This window comes from Xenorhabdus yunnanensis (assembly GCF_028598805.1).
Lineage (GTDB): Bacteria > Pseudomonadota > Gammaproteobacteria > Enterobacterales > Enterobacteriaceae > Xenorhabdus > Xenorhabdus yunnanensis.
In genome coordinates, this window is record NZ_JAQRFI010000029.1 from 43,581 (window position 1) to 62,604 (window position 19,024).

12 protein-coding genes and 6 tRNA genes are annotated in these 19,024 nt (G+C 41.8%); 3 read left to right on the forward strand and 15 right to left on the reverse strand.

The window, feature by feature from the left end; all coding sequences use genetic code 11:
• The first annotated feature begins 156 nt into the window (after positions 1-156).
• The gene (gene ubiF, locus PSI23_RS13095) at positions 157-1,344 is read left to right on the forward strand and encodes a 3-demethoxyubiquinol 3-hydroxylase (protein ID WP_273555501.1); all 1,188 of its coding nucleotides are present in this window, start codon (positions 157-159) and stop codon (positions 1,342-1,344) included.
• Between the two features lie 350 nt (positions 1,345-1,694).
• Here the strand turns inward: ubiF and PSI23_RS13100 are convergent.
• From PSI23_RS13100 to PSI23_RS13150, 11 genes are all read right to left on the reverse strand, one after another.
• Positions 1,695-1,769 (reverse strand) — tRNA-Gln (locus tag PSI23_RS13100).
• A gap of 14 nt (positions 1,770-1,783) precedes the next feature.
• A tRNA-Met gene (locus PSI23_RS13105) sits at positions 1,784-1,860 on the reverse strand.
• A 41-nt stretch (positions 1,861-1,901) separates the two neighbouring features.
• A tRNA-Gln gene (locus PSI23_RS13110) sits at positions 1,902-1,976 on the reverse strand.
• A gap of 83 nt (positions 1,977-2,059) precedes the next feature.
• Positions 2,060-2,134, reverse strand: a tRNA-Gln gene (locus PSI23_RS13115).
• 69 nt (positions 2,135-2,203) lie between these two features.
• A tRNA-Leu gene (locus PSI23_RS13120) sits at positions 2,204-2,288 on the reverse strand.
• Positions 2,289-2,293: 5 nt separating this feature from the next.
• Positions 2,294-2,370, reverse strand: a tRNA-Met gene (locus tag PSI23_RS13125).
• A 155-nt stretch (positions 2,371-2,525) separates the two neighbouring features.
• Entirely contained in the window at positions 2,526-3,749 is a 1,224-nt protein-coding gene (gene nagC, locus PSI23_RS13130) for a DNA-binding transcriptional regulator NagC (RefSeq protein ID WP_273555502.1), read from the reverse strand.
• Between the two features lie 12 nt (positions 3,750-3,761).
• Positions 3,762-4,919 carry an N-acetylglucosamine-6-phosphate deacetylase gene (gene nagA / locus PSI23_RS13135; protein WP_273555503.1) on the reverse strand — a complete coding sequence of 386 codons (1,158 nt, stop codon included), beginning with the start codon at positions 4,917-4,919 and terminating at the stop codon, positions 3,762-3,764.
• A gap of 24 nt (positions 4,920-4,943) precedes the next feature.
• A complete protein-coding gene (nagB, locus tag PSI23_RS13140) occupies positions 4,944-5,750 on the reverse strand; it encodes a glucosamine-6-phosphate deaminase (RefSeq protein WP_273555504.1) in 807 nt (268 codons plus the stop codon).
• A 368-nt stretch (positions 5,751-6,118) separates the two neighbouring features.
• Positions 6,119-7,633, reverse strand: coding sequence for an N-acetylglucosamine-specific PTS transporter subunit IIBC (nagE, locus tag PSI23_RS13145; RefSeq protein ID WP_273555505.1), 1,515 nt, complete (start codon positions 7,631-7,633; stop codon positions 6,119-6,121).
• A 195-nt stretch (positions 7,634-7,828) separates the two neighbouring features.
• On the reverse strand, positions 7,829-9,115 hold the full coding sequence (locus tag PSI23_RS13150) for a glycosyltransferase (protein ID WP_273555506.1): 1,287 nt from the start codon (positions 9,113-9,115) through the stop codon (positions 7,829-7,831).
• Between the two features lie 727 nt (positions 9,116-9,842).
• Here PSI23_RS13150 and glnS point away from each other — a divergent pair.
• The gene (gene glnS, locus PSI23_RS13155) at positions 9,843-11,510 is read left to right on the forward strand and encodes a glutamine--tRNA ligase (RefSeq protein WP_273555519.1); all 1,668 of its coding nucleotides are present in this window, start codon (positions 9,843-9,845) and stop codon (positions 11,508-11,510) included.
• A 250-nt stretch (positions 11,511-11,760) separates the two neighbouring features.
• Positions 11,761-14,466 (forward strand): beta-N-acetylhexosaminidase, encoded by a 2,706-nt coding sequence (locus PSI23_RS13160; RefSeq protein WP_273555507.1) that lies wholly within the window; start codon positions 11,761-11,763, stop codon positions 14,464-14,466.
• 111 nt (positions 14,467-14,577) lie between these two features.
• On the opposite strand, the gene fur is transcribed toward PSI23_RS13160, so the two are convergent.
• From fur to PSI23_RS13180, 4 genes are all read right to left on the reverse strand, one after another.
• A complete protein-coding gene (fur, locus tag PSI23_RS13165) occupies positions 14,578-15,027 on the reverse strand; it encodes a ferric iron uptake transcriptional regulator (RefSeq protein WP_273555508.1) in 450 nt (149 codons plus the stop codon).
• Positions 15,028-15,209: 182 nt separating this feature from the next.
• Positions 15,210-15,743: a flavodoxin FldA gene (gene fldA / locus PSI23_RS13170; protein WP_273555509.1), complete on the reverse strand. Its 534-nt coding sequence runs from the start codon at positions 15,741-15,743 to the stop codon at positions 15,210-15,212.
• 175 nt (positions 15,744-15,918) lie between these two features.
• Positions 15,919-16,209 carry a LexA regulated protein gene (gene ybfE / locus PSI23_RS13175; protein ID WP_273555510.1) on the reverse strand — a complete coding sequence of 97 codons (291 nt, stop codon included), beginning with the start codon at positions 16,207-16,209 and terminating at the stop codon, positions 15,919-15,921.
• A gap of 337 nt (positions 16,210-16,546) precedes the next feature.
• A partial coding sequence (locus PSI23_RS13180) for an adhesion domain-containing protein (RefSeq protein ID WP_273555511.1) occupies positions 16,547-19,024 on the reverse strand: 2,478 nt, incomplete at its 5' end.

Sequence of the window (19,024 nt, forward strand, 5' to 3'; positions counted from 1 at the left end):
GCGCAATGTATTGCACATAGTGTATTTAGCATAATATTGTTGGCTATTGTAGTCATTTGAGGCACCAGTGACCAGACTGTAACACCGGATATTCACAGCCGGAAAGGGAAAATTCCGGTACACTATTTTAATCAATAAGTTAATGACATGATGAATATGAATAATTCACAACAAAAATTCGATATTGTTGTTGTTGGAGCGGGTATGATTGGCGCAGCGACAGCATTGGGATTAGCACAAGAAGGTTGGCGAGTTGCATTATTGGAGCATCAGCTTCCTGCACCTTACGATGCGGATAGTGAACCCGATGTTCGCATTTCTGCTATCAGCTGCGCTTCGGTGGATTTATTGAAACAATTGGGGGCATGGGAAAACGTACTACGGATGCGTAGTGCCCCTTATCGGAAGTTAGAAACATGGGAGCAAAATGATTCTAACGTCATTTTCGACGCTGAAAGCTTGGGAGTGCCAGAGTTAGGGTACATGATTGAAAATCGTGTCTTGCAACTGGCATTGTGGCAGGAGTTTGAGCGTTATCCAAACCTGACCTTGTTTTGTCCTACCACATTGAAATCTATGCAGCGTCAGCATGAGGATAAAACATGGCTGGTGGCATTGGCTGATGGCACGGAAATTGATACTCGGCTGATTATTGGTGCAGATGGTGCCCGTTCTCAAGTTCGCCAATTGGCAGGTATTGGCAGTAAAGGGTGGCAATATCGACAATCGTGTATGCTGATAACCGTTAAGACTAACCAGTCTCAACAAGATATAACATGGCAACAATTTTTTCCTTCTGGTCCCAGGGCTTTCCTGCCGTTGTTTGATCAATGGGCTTCATTGGTTTGGTATGATTCTCCTGCTCGCATTCGCCAATTGCAGTCGATGACAATGACACAGCTTGAACGAGAAATTTTTCAGGCATTTCCCACTCGTTTGGGGAAAGTTACTCCGATTGCCGTAGGTTCGTTCCCACTGGCTCGTCATCATGCCAGCCGTTATGTGCAAGAAGGAATGGTTCTGTTAGGGGATGCAGCTCATACCATCAACCCATTGGCAGGGCAGGGGGTGAATTTAGGCTATCGGGATGTTGATGTTTTACTCAAGGTATTGATCAATGCTGAAGAGTTATTGGAGGAGTGGGATTCTTTGACAGTCCTGATGCGTTATCAGCGTCGCAGGATGCCGGATAATTTGGTGATGCAAGCGGGAATGGATCTTTTCCATACTGCATTCAGTAACGATTTGCCGGGATTGAAGGCGGTACGAAATCTGGCATTGATGGCCGCGCAACGCTCAGGAGTGATGAAAAATCTTGCTCTGAAATATGCATTGGGATTGTGATTGAAGTTTCCTTCTATTGGGTAGGTGCAATTATTGGGTATAGAGCAATGCCCTGTTGTTTGTGTAGTTTGGTTGCATGGTTAACCCTGATTGTTCCATGTAATCAAATTCAGGTGTTCCGATTTGGGACTTATACAAGTAAGAGTATTATTTTCATCCAACTAATGTCGTTTAATTGGAAATGTAGATGACCGAATGCTTGCTTGGTAATCGTTGGCATGGTTTTTATGGGGATATTTTGGATATTCCGAAAACAAAAAAACCACCTTTTGGTGGCCTTTAATCAGGAATATTCTTCCTGTATATTCTTTTTCCATTCTTCTACACTTTATATAACACATTGACAAATATGGCTGGGGTACCAGGATTCGAACCTGGGAATGCCGGAATCAGAATCCGGTGCCTTACCGCTTGGCGATACCCCAACTGGATTTGTAAATGGTGGCTACGACGGGAATCGAACCTGTGACCCCAGCATTATGAGTGCTGTGCTCTAACCAGCTGAGCTACGTAGCCATTTACGATAAGCGTAAGAAGTGTGATAACTTTCAGTGATATGGCTGGGGTACCTGGATTCGAACCAGGGCATGCCAGGATCAAAACCTGGTGCCTTACCGCTTGGCGATACCCCAACTGAGTGTTACCATTGCGACCTTTGTTATCCTGAGAATGCTTAGTTAAATTTATATCGTTTTAACTTATTGTTTCAGTTAAATGGCTGGGGTACCTGGATTCGAACCAGGGCATGCCAGGATCAAAACCTGGTGCCTTACCGCTTGGCGATACCCCACCTGAAATAACATACTAAAACTTAAAATCGTCACTAAAACACATTCTAAGTACAACCCGATAAATAAAATGGTGCGGGAGGCGAGACTTGAACTCGCACACCTTGCGGCGCCAGAACCTAAATCTGGTGCGTCTACCAATTTCGCCACTCCCGCAAAGATGGTGGCTACGACGGGAATCGAACCTGTGACCCCAGCATTATGAGTGCTGTGCTCTAACCAGCTGAGCTACGTAGCCATCTTTTTTCGCTTTGCCTTCATCGGCGGTGCGGGGCGCATTATGCGTATATCAGACAGATGCGTCAACTGCTTTTTTAAATAAATATGCACAAAATCGTTTGTTTGTTCGTCTCGTAATCATTTTGTCGACAAACTCGGCAAAAATAGTTGGAATTATCCTCCAAGAAGATGTTGCAACAGTACACCATTAAGCATTGCCCGTTTCGTTAGTGCGAATGCGCCAATCGCTGAGCAGTGATTTAACTCTGAAACTACTACAGGGAGATCTTCGCGGAATGCCTGTAGTACTTGGGTATTGATGCTACTCTTAATAGTAGGCAGTAATACCTGTTCTGCTTCTGTGATTTCTCCTGCAATAACTATTTTCTGAGGATTAAATAAGTTAATTGCTATTGAAATAGCTTTACCAAGATAGTGTCCTACTTGCCTGATGACTTCTGTTGCAAGAGGATCGCCCGCATTGGCTGCAAGGCAAATTGCATGGATATTGCAATTGTTCAAAGCAAGTTGGCTTGGGAAACCTTGACGTAGCTGATGTTGTACTCGGGCTTCTATGGCTGAATTGGAAGAAATGGTCTCCAGACAACCAAAATTACCGCAATGGCAGCGTTCACCCAGAGGATCGATTTGGATGTGACCTATTTCACCCAGATTGCCCCGTTTATTGAGCAGGATATTGTTGCTAACGATGACACCAGCCCCTGTACCGCGATGGATACGTACCAGAATAGAATCTTCACAATCGCGAGTAGTCCCGAAATAATTTTCAGCCAATGCAAGGCTGCGAATATCATGCCCGATAAAACAGAAGGTATTGAAATGTTCTTTGAGATTCTTAACCAGAGGCCAGTTATCCACCTTAATGTGTGGCATATAGTGGATGACGCCTTGGTCAGGATCAACCAGACCGGGAAGAATGACTGAAATTGCGATTAATTCACGGATTCGACGCTGGTTTTTGTCGATAAAGCTTTCAATGGCGTCAATAATCCGTTTCTCGACTTCCTGCTGAGTATTTTCCGGCACGGGATAGTGCGATTCCACTAACGTTTTGCCGCTCATATCGAACAGTGCCACGGTTGCATCATGGCGCCCAAGCCGGATTCCAATCGTATGGAAATGGCGTGTTTCGGTAATGATGGAGATTGCGCGCCTTCCTCCGGTGGAAGCCTGATATTCGACTTCTTTTATCAGGCCACGTTCCAACAGCTGGCGAGTAATTTTGGTTACACTAGCAGGAGCAAGCTGGCTCTCTTCTGCAATCTGGATACGTGATATTGGCCCATGCTGATCAATCAACCGATAGACCACAGCACTATTTAGCTGTTTGACTAGATCAATATTACCAATTTGCTTCTGTGCGTTCTCATTACTCATCAGTCTGTATACTCACGATAGTTTGACGTCATTCCCGTTAACAATGGTTTTGCAGATTTTGAAATCGTGAGTAAATGCGGTCAGATTCGCTACCTTGCCGGATTCAATCGTGCCGAGGTATTTATCAACACCGATTGCTCTGGCTGGGTAAAGCGTCACCATTCGCAACGTTTCATCCAAAGCAATACCAACATGTTCCACACTATTTTTAACACAATCAATCATTGTGATTGATGAGCCGCTCAGTGTTCCATTTTCATCAACACATAAACCGTTTCGATAATATATTGTTTTATTAGCAAAGGTAAATTGCTCTATAGCATCGGGGGAAAGACCGGCAGGAACAATAGCATCCGTTACCAAGATAAGTTTTTCATTTTTTAATCTCTTTGAGTTACGGACATTTGGCCATGATACATGCATTCCATCACAAATAATGCCGGCATAGACTTCTGATGAATCATAAATGGCACTGACCAGCCCGGGCTGGCGGCCTGAAATCGGAGGCATGGCATTATATAAGTGGGTAGAGAATGTAATGCCATTTTGGAAGCTATGGCGAGCTTCTTCATAAGTAGCATTGGAATGACCAGCAGAAACAGTAATACCCGCTTCGGCCAATTGCTGAATATATTTGCTTTCTACCATTTCAGGAGCGAGGGTGATCTTGGTTATGACATCAGCATTCAGGCACAGGTAATTAACCATTTCGGGAGTAGGTTTACGGATATAAGCTGTATTGTGAGTCCCTTTTTTTATTGGGTTGATATAAGGCCCTTCCAGATGCAATCCTAATGCCTGATTGGGATTTTTTTTCAGGTAGGTGCGCATCACTTCAATAGCTTTTATCATTAATTCATCGGGACTGGTGATGAGGGTAGGCAGGAAACTGGTACAACCATAGCGCTGATTGGTTTTCTGCATGGTATGCAGAGTCTCTTCTGAAATATCTTCCAATCGTTCATTAAACTGAACTCCACCGCAACCATTGACTTGTAGATCAATAAACCCTGGTGCGAGGTTTGTGCCGTGTAAATCGTGTTTTTCAATTTTTTCTGGCAACTCGCTTATCGGACAAACTTGTTTAATCAAACCATCTGCAATGATGACTGCATGGTTATCGAGCCTGTCATATCCTGTATAAATAGTTCCATTGGTTAATGCATACATTGAGATCTTAACTCCTAAATCAGTTTAGCTGGCAAATTCATTGATAATGCCGGCCTCTAACTGGCGGAAATACTTCACTGTTTTCACTTTCAATTCCATGGTAGCAGGCTCATCACAAATGATGAGTGCTTTTGGATGCATCTGGAGGCAACTTACTGTCCACATATGGTTGATGTTTCCTTCTATGGCAGCTTGCAGAGCTTGTGCTTTATTCATTCCGGTTGCCAGAATCATGACTTCTTCAGCATCCATTAAAGTACCTACACCAACGGTTAACGCATATTTGGGAACTTGTTCCACATCATTATTGAAAAAACGGGAATTAGCAGTCCGTGTTTCAATGGTCAGTGTCTTGATTCGCGTGCGTGAAGAAAGAGAAGATGCCGGCTCATTAAAGGCAATATGTCCGTCATTACCGACACCTCCCATAAATAAATGGATCTTGCCATATGCCTTAATCTTATTTTCATAACGTTGGCACTCAACATCAATATCTTCTGCATTTCCGTTTAGCAAATTGATATTTTCTTTTGGAATATCAATGTAATTAAAGAAATTTTGGTACATAAATGAATGATAGCTTTGAGGATGAACTTCCGGCAGACCGACGTATTCATCCATATTAAATGTCACCACATGCTTGAAGCTTACTTTTCCAGCTTGGTATAGCGAAATAAGTTCCTTATAGGTTGCCAGTGGTGTGCCACCGGTAGGAAGCCCCAACACGAAAGGGCGATCAATAGTTGGATTGAACTTTTTGATCTTACTCACAATATAGTGAGCAGACCATCGACCGACATCACTTGCTGTAGTTAGGGGGATCAGCCTCATGATTACCTCTTAAAAATCATTCAATAATTTAATTATGTAAGGCTATTCACGTATATGCGATGCCTGATATCTCAATGTGATACGTGAAAGCAGTAGGGTAAAATTGCGCATTATACTTGTCCTGCATGGGGCTTCGTTCCATTTCATACAGGAAGATATTTTTAATTCTAAAATAAGATTGGTGTAATGGCTAGTTTTTTAGCTAAATTAGTGCATTTTATAGCTAAAAAATAGTATGTTAAAAGATGTTTTTTTATATTTCTAAATAAGTTTTTTGCGGTTTTTTTGTTTAAAAATAGATAGATATGATTTTTGTTTTAATTAAAAAGGAACGTAATTACGTTCCTTTTTATCTTGAGCAGTCTAAATTATTCAGTTTTATCTGCGTGACTTAATTTCAACTGAGCTTTTACTTGTTCAGCGATGCTTTCAGCTTGTGGGCCGAGGATGACTTGAATACTCTGTTTACCTATTTTTAGGACTCCTTTAGCTCCTAATTTCTTCAATTGAGCCTCATTTAATTGGGTATTGTCTTCTACAGTCAAACGGAGCCGAGTGATGCAAGCATCAACTGTACGAATATTGTTAGGTCCGCCGAGAGCACTGATATAATGTATAATAGCTTCTTTATCTTGAGATGCAGAAGTTGCTTTGTCTGAATTTGTCTCTTCTCTGCCTATCGTATTCAGATTGAAAATGCGAATTATTAAGGTAAAGGCAACGAAATAGATAATAAAGAATAGAATAATAAGTGGGATCAATATCCATGGTTTTGTTGCCAATCCCCAGCTTAATCCTAAATCGATAAGACCAGCAGAGAAGCCAAAACCGTGTAAGACACCTAAAGAGTTAGTAATTACCATGCTAACGCCCGCAAGAATTGCATGTAAAACATATAATGCGGGTGCTAAAAACAAGAATGAAAATTCTATTGGTTCAGTGATACCTGTCAGGAATGATGTTAAGGCGACAGAAAATAACATCCCACCAATTTGAGAACGACGTGATTTTGGTGCAGCCAAATACATGGCTAAAGCAGCGCCAGGTAGACCACCCATAAAGATTGGATAGGCCCATGCCATATAGACCCCTGCGTTGGGATCACCAGCAAAGAAGCGATTTAGATCACCACGAGCGAGGTCACTCGCTATTTGAGTAATGTTTGAACCTTCTATTCCGGGTATAGCTACTCCAATAGTGAGAGAACGCGCTACATCAGGAGCCAAACAGATATTATGTATTGATCCTGCCAGATCATAAGTAATTTTTATACAATCACCTAAGCTGAACCAGAAAACGGAATGCAGGATATAGTGTAGGCCGAACGGAATCAGGGCACGATTAAGAACACCATAAGTAAACCATCCAGCCATACCACTTTTTGATACCAAAAGGCTGAAATTATCAATGCCATGCTGTATATATGGCCAGATATGCCCACAAACCCATGCAAGGAAAAGGCAAATAATTCCGGTTATAATGGGTACTAAACGCTTACCAGCGAAAAATGCTAAAAATTCGGGTAATTGGGTTTCAGAAAAGCGGTTATAGCAGTGGCCGGCAACGATCCCCGAAATAATACCTGCAAAAAATGACATATTGATTTTAGGATCAATAACGGCGGTTGCTTTTGTCAGAATGAAAAAACCAACAACACCAGCGAGTGCCGCGGCTCCGCCATTATCTTTTGCCAAGCCGATAGAGATTCCCAGTGCAAATAATAAAGGCAAATTTTCAAAAATTCCTCCACCTGCACTGGCAATAAAAGCGATATTGAATACATCTGGTTGACCGAGCCGCAGTAGTAACGCGGCGACTGGAAGCGAAGCGATCGGAAGCATGAGTGCTTTTCCCAAACGCTGTAAATAATTAAATATATCCATGGCACTCACCTATTGTAGTAAATATTATTGGAGACTTTTCACGATTGACATGACTTATTTTTAATTGAAAAATAAGAAAAAGCCACAGTTAAATAAGTAATTGTGATCATTGTAACGATATTGATAGAATTAAAATGAGTACATTGCTGTACTCATTTACTTGAAATTATTTATATATGTTATTATAAACGCTATTTAGATAGCGGATGGAAGTGGAAGTATGTAACTTTCTGAAATTTCATTATAAATTTTGTTGACACTTTCTTCGAAAATATCTTTTGACAGTAGCGTTCTGAGTTTTTGTTGTTGTGTATCGGATATAAATAAATTTTTATCATATATGGAAATTATTTTTTTCGTCAGTGACGCTATGTCATAATTAAACTTATCTTCCGAGGAAAAATAAGTTGAAGCTTCTACTGAGCTTAAATTTGGAACAATTGTATAGATCCCATTTAGTGCTGCCTCTAAAGGAGTAATTCCTAATGTTTCATAACGTGACGTACATACAAAAATAGCTTTTTTCTTCATCTCATTAAAAATTATAAATAGTTCAGTGTGCGATAGTTTACATGAGATCAAAAAGTATTTTCTATATTCCACAGGGATCATGAAATTTAATATATCTCTTCTGTGGTCATGTTTTTCTTCATCACCTAAAATTAATGTTTTTATTGGAATGCCTTTTTCTAATAAACTAATTGAAGAATTAATTAATAATTCGATATTTTTAAAGTAATCTAATCTAGCAACAGCAGTGAATAACAAGATTTCATCTTTATTCGTGTTTATAAAATTACTTATATTGGAATTTAATGAACTGCATTCGTGATTTTCACAGGAAAACATAGGTGGATTAACCTGTTTTATTTTTTCTCGGTGGACGCCTTTGCTTACTAGATAATCACCTTGTAGTTTAGAGTGTTGTATAACAAAATACCCTTTATTAATCAAGGTATTAATTCCTATAGATTGTTGCTTATAAAGATGAATCGCTTTATCTTTATTTTCAAATGCTTGATAAGCCCCTTCTTGTGAATAATTTCTCTGAAAATCTTCAACAAAAGGTCCATGGTGTGTTACAGCACATGGGATGTTTGATGGATGATAAGACAGGAGTGTATCTGTTTGATAATAAGCGAAAATATTGTATTTTTGGTTGTTATTTATAGAAAGTAATGATAAACTTTTAGCTAAGGCTTCTCTGGTATCTTCTGGATTCATTGAAAAATTAAAGAAAATTTTTATATATTTTATTTCATTTGTTTCTAATTGTTCAATTTTGGGAGCCAATAGTGATTCATCTCTTTTATATAAGATAAATCCAGCAAAAATCTGCTGTTTGATAAAGTAGTTAGCCATTTTTAATGTGAATGATGTTGCTCCTACCTTAAATCCGTCTGTATAGTGATTTGATATATATTTTTCATTAATGACTATTGCTATAATCATCTTTTTATTGTCTGATGATAGATTATTCATTTTCATTCTCTGTTGATATATAAGATATATTTTGATATTGATGTGGTGATAATAGAAAAGGCAAAATTTCCAGTCGTGTGGGTATGCTGAAAGGTATAAGAATCAAGTAGTCGCTCTTCATTTTCTGAATGAAGTTAAACCAGATAATGATCTTTTCTCTTTAATCAACTCTCTACACTATTCATTATGTGCTCGGGGATCTGATGTCTTTAATATATACTCATGTAATCAATAAAATTAAATAATATTATATATAAAGAGTATGTTATCTTTTATAAGTAACTTACTTTTCGGGATCATGAGAGTGAAGTCAATGTTCAATCTTCTTGTTTGGTATGAGGTTTTATGGCATCTGCATAATCGCAAGCAATATGCCAGTCTTTACGATTATAGATTTTCAATATCGGTTAATTTATAGCCTTACATTCAATAGCGAGGACAAATTCAACCTGCCATTTGTAGGCCTTCCAGTGTATTAGCCAATTGCGTTTGTGCTTACTTTGATAGTGACTTATTTTGATAGTGGCTTACTGGGATAGCTCTAGCTTTGTTGGAGCATGTTTTTATTTGATTTCTTCAGTTGGATAAGATTAAAGCTGTTTCCCGCTTTTCCGCACTATCTTTACCCATTCCACCATTTCCCGCTAACAAAGTATTGTTTCTCGGTTCAGCTTATTGGATTATAGAAGGTTATGTTGAAGCATTTTTTGCATTGAGGAAAAAAACGATGAGTGAGGCAGATGCCCGCCCGACAAACTTTATTCGTCAGATTATTGACGAAGATCTGGCAACGGGTAAACATACATCCGTACATACCCGTTTCCCACCTGAACCTAACGGTTATCTGCATATCGGTCATGCTAAGTCGATCTGCTTGAATTTCGGCATCGCTCAAGACTATCAGGGACAATGCAACCTACGTTTTGACGATACAAACCCGGTCAAGGAAGATATTGAGTACGTTGAGTCGATTAAAACTGACGTACAGTGGTTGGGCTTCCAGTGGAGTGGGAATATTCGCTACTCTTCTGATTATTTCGATACCTTGTATCAATATGCCATTGAATTAATCAATAAAGGTCTGGCGTATGTAGATGAACTGTGTCCTGAAGAGATTCGTGTATATCGCGGCACTTTAAAAGAGCCAGGTAAAAACAGCCCGTATCGTGATCGCAGCGTAGAAGAAAACCTGGCTCTGTTTGAAAAAATGCGTGCCGGTGAATTTGCTGAAGGTAAGGCATGTCTGCGTGCCAAAATTGATATGGCATCCCCATTCATTGTTATGCGTGATCCGGTAATCTACCGCATCAAATTTGCAGAGCATCACCAGTCAGGCAATAAATGGTGCATCTACCCGATGTACGATTTTACCCACTGCATTTCCGATGCGCTGGAAGGGATCACCCATTCCATCTGTACGCTGGAGTTCCAGGATAACCGTCGTTTGTACGATTGGGTATTGGATAACATTACAATTGATTGCCATCCGCGTCAGTACGAGTTTTCTCGTCTGAACCTGGAATATGCGGTGATGTCAAAGCGTAAACTTAACCAGCTGGTGGTAGAAAACATCGTTGATGGTTGGGATGACCCACGTATGCCAACTATTTCGGGGTTACGTCGTCGTGGTTATACCGCAGCTTCTATCCGCGAATTCTGCCGTCGCATTGGAGTGACTAAACAGGATAACAATGTTGAAATGGCGGCATTGGAATCCTGTATCCGTGATGACTTGAATGAAAATGCACCGCGCGCTATGGCGGTTCTTGATCCAGTAAAACTGGTGATTGAAAACATGCCGGAAGGTGAAGTTATTCTGACGATGCCTAATCATCCGAATAAACCAGAAATGGGCAGCCGTGAAGTACCGTTCAGTCGCGAACTGTATATTGACCGTGCTGATTTCCGTGAAGAAGCAAACCGTCAATATAAGCGTTTGGTTTTGGGCAAAGAAGTACGTCTGCGCAATGCCTATGTGATTAAAGCTGATCGTGTTGAAAAAGACGCGGAAGACAATATTATTACGATTTATTGCCAGTATGACGAGCAAACCCTGAACAAAGATCCAGCCGATGGCCGCAAGGTTAAGGGTGTCATTCACTGGGTAAGTGCTGCACACGGTGTATCAGCAGAATTTTATCTGTATGACCGTCTGTTCAGCGGGGCAAATCCGGGGGCAGAAGATGACTTTTTGTCTACGATCAATCCAGAGTCGCTGGTGATTCGTAAAGGGTTTGTAGAACCAGGGTTGGCAAATGCCTTGCCAGAAAAAACCTATCAGTTTGAGCGTGAAGGTTATTTCTGTGCTGACAGCCGCCTCTCAAGTGCTGAAAGTCTGGTCTTTAACCGTACAGTTGGTCTGCGTGATACCTGGGCAAAGATCTCACAAGAATAACAAGCTCATAAAGATAATGTGACTCAGGTTATTTAACCCATACGTTATTAATTCATACACTAAAAAGCGTGATTATCTTCACGCTTTTTTTATGCTTAATAGAATCGTAATGAAAATTAACTCTTACAGCTAAGATTAGAAATTGCCTTATAGTCACATATTGTGTAGGGTTATTGGCTGGCCAAATCTGTACATTATTCACCCAAGAATTTGCCCATCGAAAAAATAATAAATTCAGACGAGGTAATTTATGAAAATCATTAAATTACGTACCTTGGCAGCACTTATCACGACAGTTGGATTTATAGGCAGTATCTATGCAGAAACAGCATCATTAGTGCCATTGCAGCAATCAATGTCACCACAACAGACTGTGGATTTATTGAGTCAGTTAAAGGTCAATTTCAAAGTCATTGATAATCAAGCTGGTTCACATGGTATAGATTGCGCCATTCTTGGTGCGGATTCGGCTGTCTGTAATCGGGTTAACATTATCTTGAGCAATGGCAATCAGGCGATCGATTCTTCTGATTGGGCACTCTATTTTCACAGTATTCGTCAAATCCTTAAACTGGATAATGATCAGTACAAAATCACCCATATCACGGGGGATTTACATAAGCTAGAACCGACCGAGAAATTCAAAGGCATCAAGGCCAATGAAAAGGTCGTGCTACCGATTATTGGTGAATATTGGCAGATTTTCAGTACTGATTTTATGCCACGTTGGTATGCGACTTCCGGTGATGCTACACCCAAAGTATTGGTGAATACTGATACTGAAAACATCAGTGAATTTTTATTTGATCTGGAAGGTGAACAGTGGAAACGTACTACAACAGATAACAATATCCTGATGACACCTGAAAACCGTTTTGTAAAAAACCAGCAGGTGGCAATAATCCACGAGGATAAACTCCGTGGACAGATTATTCCGACACCGAAAGAACTTTCCATTCATTCACAGGATGTGGATTTATCCCGCGGAGTGAAACTAGAGTTGGGAGGATTGAGCAGCGAATCTATTAAAGTGATCAAGGAACGTTTCAAAGCTCATGATATTAATTTAACAGATAGCGGTTATCGTATAGCAACGCAAATAAACGCAAACCAATTTACGGGACCTTGGCGAGTCAAGGGGGCGTATTCGTTGCAGATTACCACTAAGGGAACACAAATCGTCGCGTTTGATCAATCTGGCGTATTCTATGGTCTGCAATCACTGTTTTCCTTACTTTCTGCTAATGACACTCCAAAAATTGCTACATTGACGGCAAAAGATGCGCCAAGGTTTGAATATCGTGGCGTGTTCCTTGATGTTGGGCGAAATTTTCATAGCAAAGAAGCTGTTCTGCGCCTGCTCGATCAAATGTCCAACTATAAGCTGAACAAATTCCATTTCCATTTGAGTGACGATGAGGGCTGGCGTTTGGATATACCCGGTTTACCGGAATTGACAGAAATCGGCAGTCAACGTTGTCATGATTTAAGTGAAACTCAGTGTTTGTTGCCACAATTGGGATCAGGGCCGGATAGCAATAATATGGGAAGTGGCTATTTTAGCCGTCAGGATTACATTGATATTCTGAATTATGCCAAAGCCCGCCAAATAGAAGTTATCCCAGAAATTGATATACCCGCCCATGCTCGTGCTGCCGTTGTGTCGATGGAAGCGCGTTATAAGAAACTCATGGCACAGGGCAAAGAGCAGGAAGCTAATGAATATCGTTTGCTTGATCCGACAGATACCTCGAATACAACATCTGTGCAGTTCTATGATCGCCATAGTTATCTTAATCCGTGCATGGATTCCTCAAAACGGTTTATTGATAAAGTTATCAGCGAAGTCATTGCCATGCATAAAGAAGCCGGACTGCCGTTAGATACATGGCATTTTGGTGGTGATGAAGCGAAAAATATCCGTTTGGGCGCAGGATATCAAGACAAAGATGGACCGATTGTGCCGGGCAAGGGGATTATCAACCAAAAAATTGAGGATAAACCGTGGGCCAAATCTCAGGTTTGCCAAAAGATGATAACGCAAGGCGTCATTAAAGATGTTGATGAACTTGCCAGTTATTTTGCCATGGAAGTCAGCAAAATCGTCAATGCCCACGGTATCAGCACCATGCAGGCATGGCAGGATGGTTTGAAACACGCTAAATCGGCAAAGGATTTTGCTACTAAACATGTTGCAGTGAATTTCTGGGATACCCTTTATTGGGGAGGCTATGATTCCGCCAATGATTGGGCGAATAAGGGATATCCAGTCATTGTTTCCAGCCCTGATTATGTCTATCTGGATATGCCATATGAAGTTAATCCGAAAGAGCGGGGCTACTATTGGGCAACTCGCTTTAATGATGAAGCGAAAATTTTCAGCTTTGCTCCGAATAACATGCCACAAAATGCTGAGACCTCGGTGGATCGTGATGGCAACCGTTTTAATACCCATAGTAATAAACATTGGCCGGGGGCTTATGGGATGTCAGGGCTATCATGGAGTGAAACCGTGCGTACCGATGAACAAATGGAATATATGATTTATCCACGCTTATTACCGCTGGCGGAACGAGCATGGCACAAAGCGGATTGGGAACAGAAATATCAGCAGGGCAGGGAATATAAAGGAGGAGTAACACACTATGTTGATGCAGCTCTCCTTCAACATGATTGGAAGCGCTTTGCCAATCTGATAGGACAGCGTGAATTGGCTAAGTTGGATAAAGCCAAAATCTCATATCGTCTGCCGGTGCCGGGTGGCAGAATTGTTTCTGGGACACTTGAAGCCAATATCGCATTACCGGGGATTACTATCCAATACTCATTGGATAATGGAAAAACATGGCAAGTTTACAATGACAGACAGCGACCTCATGTCAGCAGTAATGTGAAAATTCGCTCAGTCAATATCGATGGAAAACGCTTTAGCCGCATGGATGAAGTGCAATTTTAACGCTTAAAGCAAACTGCCGATTAGCTTGAGCTAATCGGCAGTAGCTTATTCAGACTAATTCAAACACCCGAAGTGGGCTAATTACTTCAATCACTTCATTACGCTTGTTTATCATGCTTTTTCATCATGAAACGCGCTATCTTTGCGGCAATCACCAACCGTACAGTGACCATATAAATAAAGACTGTGGTTTGAGAGCTTAATTCCATAACGGTCAGCGATATTTTTCTGACGCTCTTCAATGAACTCATCACTAAATTCAATGACTTTACCGCAGTCAAGACAAATCAGATGGTCATGGTGATGTTGCTGAGTGAGTTCAAAAACCGATTTACCGCCTTCAAAATTGTGGCGTGTGACAATGCCGGCATCATCGAACTGGTTCAACACGCGATAGACAGTGGCGAGGCCAATCTCTTCACCGATATCAATCAGTTTTTTGTAGAGATCCTCCGCACTGACATGATGGCATTCTGGGTCCTGTAGCACTTCCAGAATTTTCAAGCGCGGAAGTGTTACTTTAAGTCCAGCATTTTTCAATGCTTTATTGTTGTCGGTCATGCGGATTCAGTCCTGTAACTTGGGTTAAGTGAACTTATGATACTTGGGGGTATCGTGAGGGAATCATGATTCTGTTTCACGTTGTTGATTATAGGCATGGATATTCAAAATGAAAACCATGCCTATCCCGACATCATGACACATTATGCAAGAATAATCCTGCATGAAAGGGCTTAATTCCCTTATTCATCCAGAATCTCTGACAGGCTCATTTCAGCCTTAATTTGTTGTACCCAGGCGTTAACGCGCTCATCTGTCAATTCTGGTTGACGATCTTCATCAATGGCCAGACCAATAAAGTGGTTATCGTCGGCCATGCCTTTGGAGGCTTCAAAGTGATATCCTTCAGTTGGCCAGTGTCCTACGATAATCGCGCCATGAGGCTCAATAATATCGCGAATGGTGCCCATAGCATCACAGAAGTACTCTGCATAATCTTCCTGATCACCACAGCCGAACAAAGCAACTAGTTTCCCTTCGAAATTAATCTCTTCCAATGTTGGGAAGAAATCATCCCAATCACATTGAGCTTCGCCGTAATACCAAGTTGGGATGCCAAGCAGCAGAATATCGAAGGCTTCAATATCTTCTTTGCTGCTTTTGGCAATATCGTGGACTTCAGCAACATCAGCACCGCCCAATTTTTCTTGGATCATTTTGGCGATATTTTCTGTGTTGCCTGTATCGCTGCCGAAGAATATACCTATTATTGCCATAAAATGGGTTAACCTCTTGTTTTATCAGTGTATTAAATCCATACACATCACGCTGAAATCAGCTGGAAAAATGTTATTTTTAGTAACATGAAAAGCGTTATTTTGACCAAACATCAATGACAAATCTGTCAGATTTGTGTGGTGATGCCGCTTCATTGCAGTTGAATAAAAGCCGTTAATCGGCAGAGTGATTTTCTTCTGCCAGTTGGGCCAACAGCATTTGTTCAATCAGTTCACTGCGGCTGATGTTGCGCTGTTTTGCCAGATGATTCAGTGCATCGACGGCATCTTCATTGAGCTTGAGTTCCACTCGACGCAGTCCTTTGACTTTATCTCGTCGCAACTGGTTGCGTTTATTGATCCTGAGCTGTTCATCTCTGGACAGCGGATTTGTTTTCGGTCGCCCTGGCCTGCGTTCATCTGCGAACAAATCCAGTGTGGTGCGATCAGTTTGTTCTTTTGCCATAAATTCAATTGATAATGGGCGTGTACCAATAATATAGCGGGCAATAATACCTTAGCTGGGCGCGTGCCGCCACTGGCTAGTCTGGTTTTTCCGGGGGATTGTTAATGAGGTAAGGAAGAAGGAAGATTATTTTACCGTTTTACTTGGTAGTGGGCGTGTTGATGCTGGTGAGTTAAGTTTAGTGGGTACTGAAGATAGAAAACTGCCCCTTGTTGTTAGAGACAACTTTAGGAGCAGTTTGGATTTGAGCTACTACACCTGAAGATTTTTATTACCATGTTACTTTTGTTATAAACATCCACCACACTTCAGGCTCTTATTTCTCTTTTAGAAGAAATTAATTTTTATCACGACATGCAGCAAATCTATGTGATACGTTATTACCTTCACCGTTATTTTTACCAGCGCTCAAGTTCACTAACTCTAGACTAGATGAATAATAAGACCATTCGGTTGGCCAACCGAATCTGGTATGCACCTGATTTATAGCATAATGACGACCTAATTCGACTAACTCATTTGAAGTTGGCAAAACTTTACCATTTCTAGAGCAAACGTTTTTAACTACATCTGAATTATAATATGCCCAATCTTCATTATCTAAGTCTCCACCTTCATCCTTAGTTCCGGTATACTCATTGTGTAATGGCGTCCGATAATATTTTATTCCATTGAATTTTATAGTGTCATGCATGTGTCCCCAATAATTCGCCACAGGCATATCAGGGCTGGTAATCACCGTAAAGATAACATCCTGATCTTTTGCAGGAAGAGAACCATTAGCACCCTCCGCAGTCACTTTCAAGGTTGTCTTTACACCTTTTCCATTGGGGTCAGAGATCTTGATAACAAGATCGCCATTCTCATCCGTATGGCCCGTATATATATGTGGTTGAGCTATTGCTAAAACACCTTTCTGAGCTTCCAGTTTTGCAGTAGGTGTTTCTGTTGCATTGTGATAGCGACTAACGGCAGACAAATTAATGGTTACAGGAACTCCACCAATGGACTTATTATCCTTTTGGGTTTTGATCGTTAACTCGATCGACTCTGGTTCATTGTTAACCAAATCGATCTTAGCTTTAGCCTTGTCCTTATCCACATCCACGGTAAATTCATCCGCAACGCCTTTCATCGTTCCATCCTGATTCACGCCCGTGAGTTTGGTGAATTTCCCGGTATCCGTTGACGTGGTATTACCAATCCCTTGATCATTATTGGGGTTGATATCACTGTAGCCATTTCGCCCCTGAATACTCAACCCAATCAACCTACCGACGTGTTCGGGTTTCAAGGGGAACTCGGGAACACGATGGGGTTGTTGCTTATGGTCTTGGTTTTCCGCCACGCGTTGAGCATTCGCTATTTCGATATCTGTCTGATTTTCTTCTCCCGGTAAAAAGGTACCCCATTGATAATGGGTTCTGTCTTCCGTATTCCCTGTGCCGGGATTGAAGTTATAGGTGGCACTCAGTGCACTGCCATCCCCTGACAGTGTTAACTGCAAGTCAGATACTTGCGGTCCTGTGGCAGGATCAATGACCCGGCCTTCACCATCACCAGCACCCGATAAATCTTTATTACCGTTACCCGCATCTTCTCCCTGATTGGAGTTCACCACAATGATTTGATCAGCAAGCAATTGCCCCTTGTGCCTTGCCTGAACCTTGATTTCGATAAATTTACCGACATCATCTTTCTGTACTTGGTAAGGGGGGACCTGACCATTTTTGACTTGTCCGCCTTTTATCTTATGAGGGCTGCCTGTGGGTTTATCATCAGACCCGCTGTCCAATCGGCTCCAGGTGTACTCTGACGTGTCTTCCGGATCACCGGTATTGGCCTCAAAGGTATAGGTTGCCGTCAGCTCTTTGTCGACATCAAGATATCCCCCCAATATCAGACCCCGGATAGTCGGCTTCGCGTCCGGATCCACCATTGTGCCGGTGCGTTTGCCATCTTTATCCTGACCACCCCCAGTAGTTTTATTAACCGGATCATCCGGTGATGTTGTCACGGTCGCAATCCCTTCCTGGTTATCTTGTCCTGCACCATTAATCGGCAGAATAGAAATGGCTATCACTTTACCGGCGATGGCCGCTTTATCATTTTCCTCCAGTTTGACCAGTACCTGACCTTGCTGGCTGCCATGACTGGTGTTGGTGATACCTTTCCAGTCAGTAGCAGTTGGTGTTTCCCCTTCGACTTTCCAGATGTAGCGTGACTTATCCGTCTCATCCCCGCCATTCGGTTCAAACTGATAAAGGGCAGTTAAAGTGGTCGGCAGTGTCAACTTACCGGTCAGTTCAACGATTTTTACCTGAGGTTTGGCATTCGGATCTGCCACACCGCCCTTGCCGTTACCGCCGGTAATGCCCTGATTGGCGTTCGGGTCGCTCACATCGGTGGTCAACGGGGCTTTAGCCCGCAGATTGGCCTCGTTTGCCGCCAGTACCGACACTTCCAGAACCTTACCGATATCACGGCTCTCAATGGTGTATTTCACTTTGTCCTTATCTGTCGCCCCGGCTGCCACCCGGCCTTCCCCATTTTTCTGTGCCAGTTCTATTGGCTCTTTTGTTCCTGCGGCATCTGCCAGTGCAACGACCCGTTTCGCCGTGGAGCCTTTCTCGCCCCAGACATAGAACGAGCGGTCAGTGGCATTGCCTTCTTTGGCATCAAACTGATAGAGCGCATGCAGAACACCCTTGACATGCAACACCCCTTCCAGTTGCAGATTGCTAATGCTGGGCGCTTTGTTTTCATCAAACTCAATCACGGTCTCCTGCTTTCTGTCCGTGCCATCGATGGTGGT

Excerpts from the sequence above, each read along its gene's own strand:
- ubiF (WP_273555501.1), top strand. The coding sequence starts at position 157 with ATGAATAATTCACAACAAAAATTCGATATTGTTGTTGTTGGAGCGGGT.
- nagC (WP_273555502.1), bottom strand. The coding sequence starts at position 3,749 with ATGAGTAATGAGAACGCACAGAAGCAAATTGGTAATATTGATCTAGTC.
- nagA (WP_273555503.1), bottom strand. The coding sequence starts at position 4,919 with ATGTATGCATTAACCAATGGAACTATTTATACAGGATATGACAGGCTC.
- nagB (WP_273555504.1), bottom strand. The coding sequence starts at position 5,750 with ATGAGGCTGATCCCCCTAACTACAGCAAGTGATGTCGGTCGATGGTCT.
- nagE (WP_273555505.1), bottom strand. The coding sequence starts at position 7,633 with ATGGATATATTTAATTATTTACAGCGTTTGGGAAAAGCACTCATGCTT.
- PSI23_RS13150 (WP_273555506.1), bottom strand. The coding sequence starts at position 9,115 with ATGAATAATCTATCATCAGACAATAAAAAGATGATTATAGCAATAGTC.
- glnS (WP_273555519.1), top strand. The coding sequence starts at position 9,843 with ATGAGTGAGGCAGATGCCCGCCCGACAAACTTTATTCGTCAGATTATT.
- PSI23_RS13160 (WP_273555507.1), top strand. The coding sequence starts at position 11,761 with ATGAAAATCATTAAATTACGTACCTTGGCAGCACTTATCACGACAGTT.
- fur (WP_273555508.1), bottom strand. The coding sequence starts at position 15,027 with ATGACCGACAACAATAAAGCATTGAAAAATGCTGGACTTAAAGTAACA.
- fldA (WP_273555509.1), bottom strand. The coding sequence starts at position 15,743 with ATGGCAATAATAGGTATATTCTTCGGCAGCGATACAGGCAACACAGAA.
- ybfE (WP_273555510.1), bottom strand. The coding sequence starts at position 16,209 with ATGGCAAAAGAACAAACTGATCGCACCACACTGGATTTGTTCGCAGAT.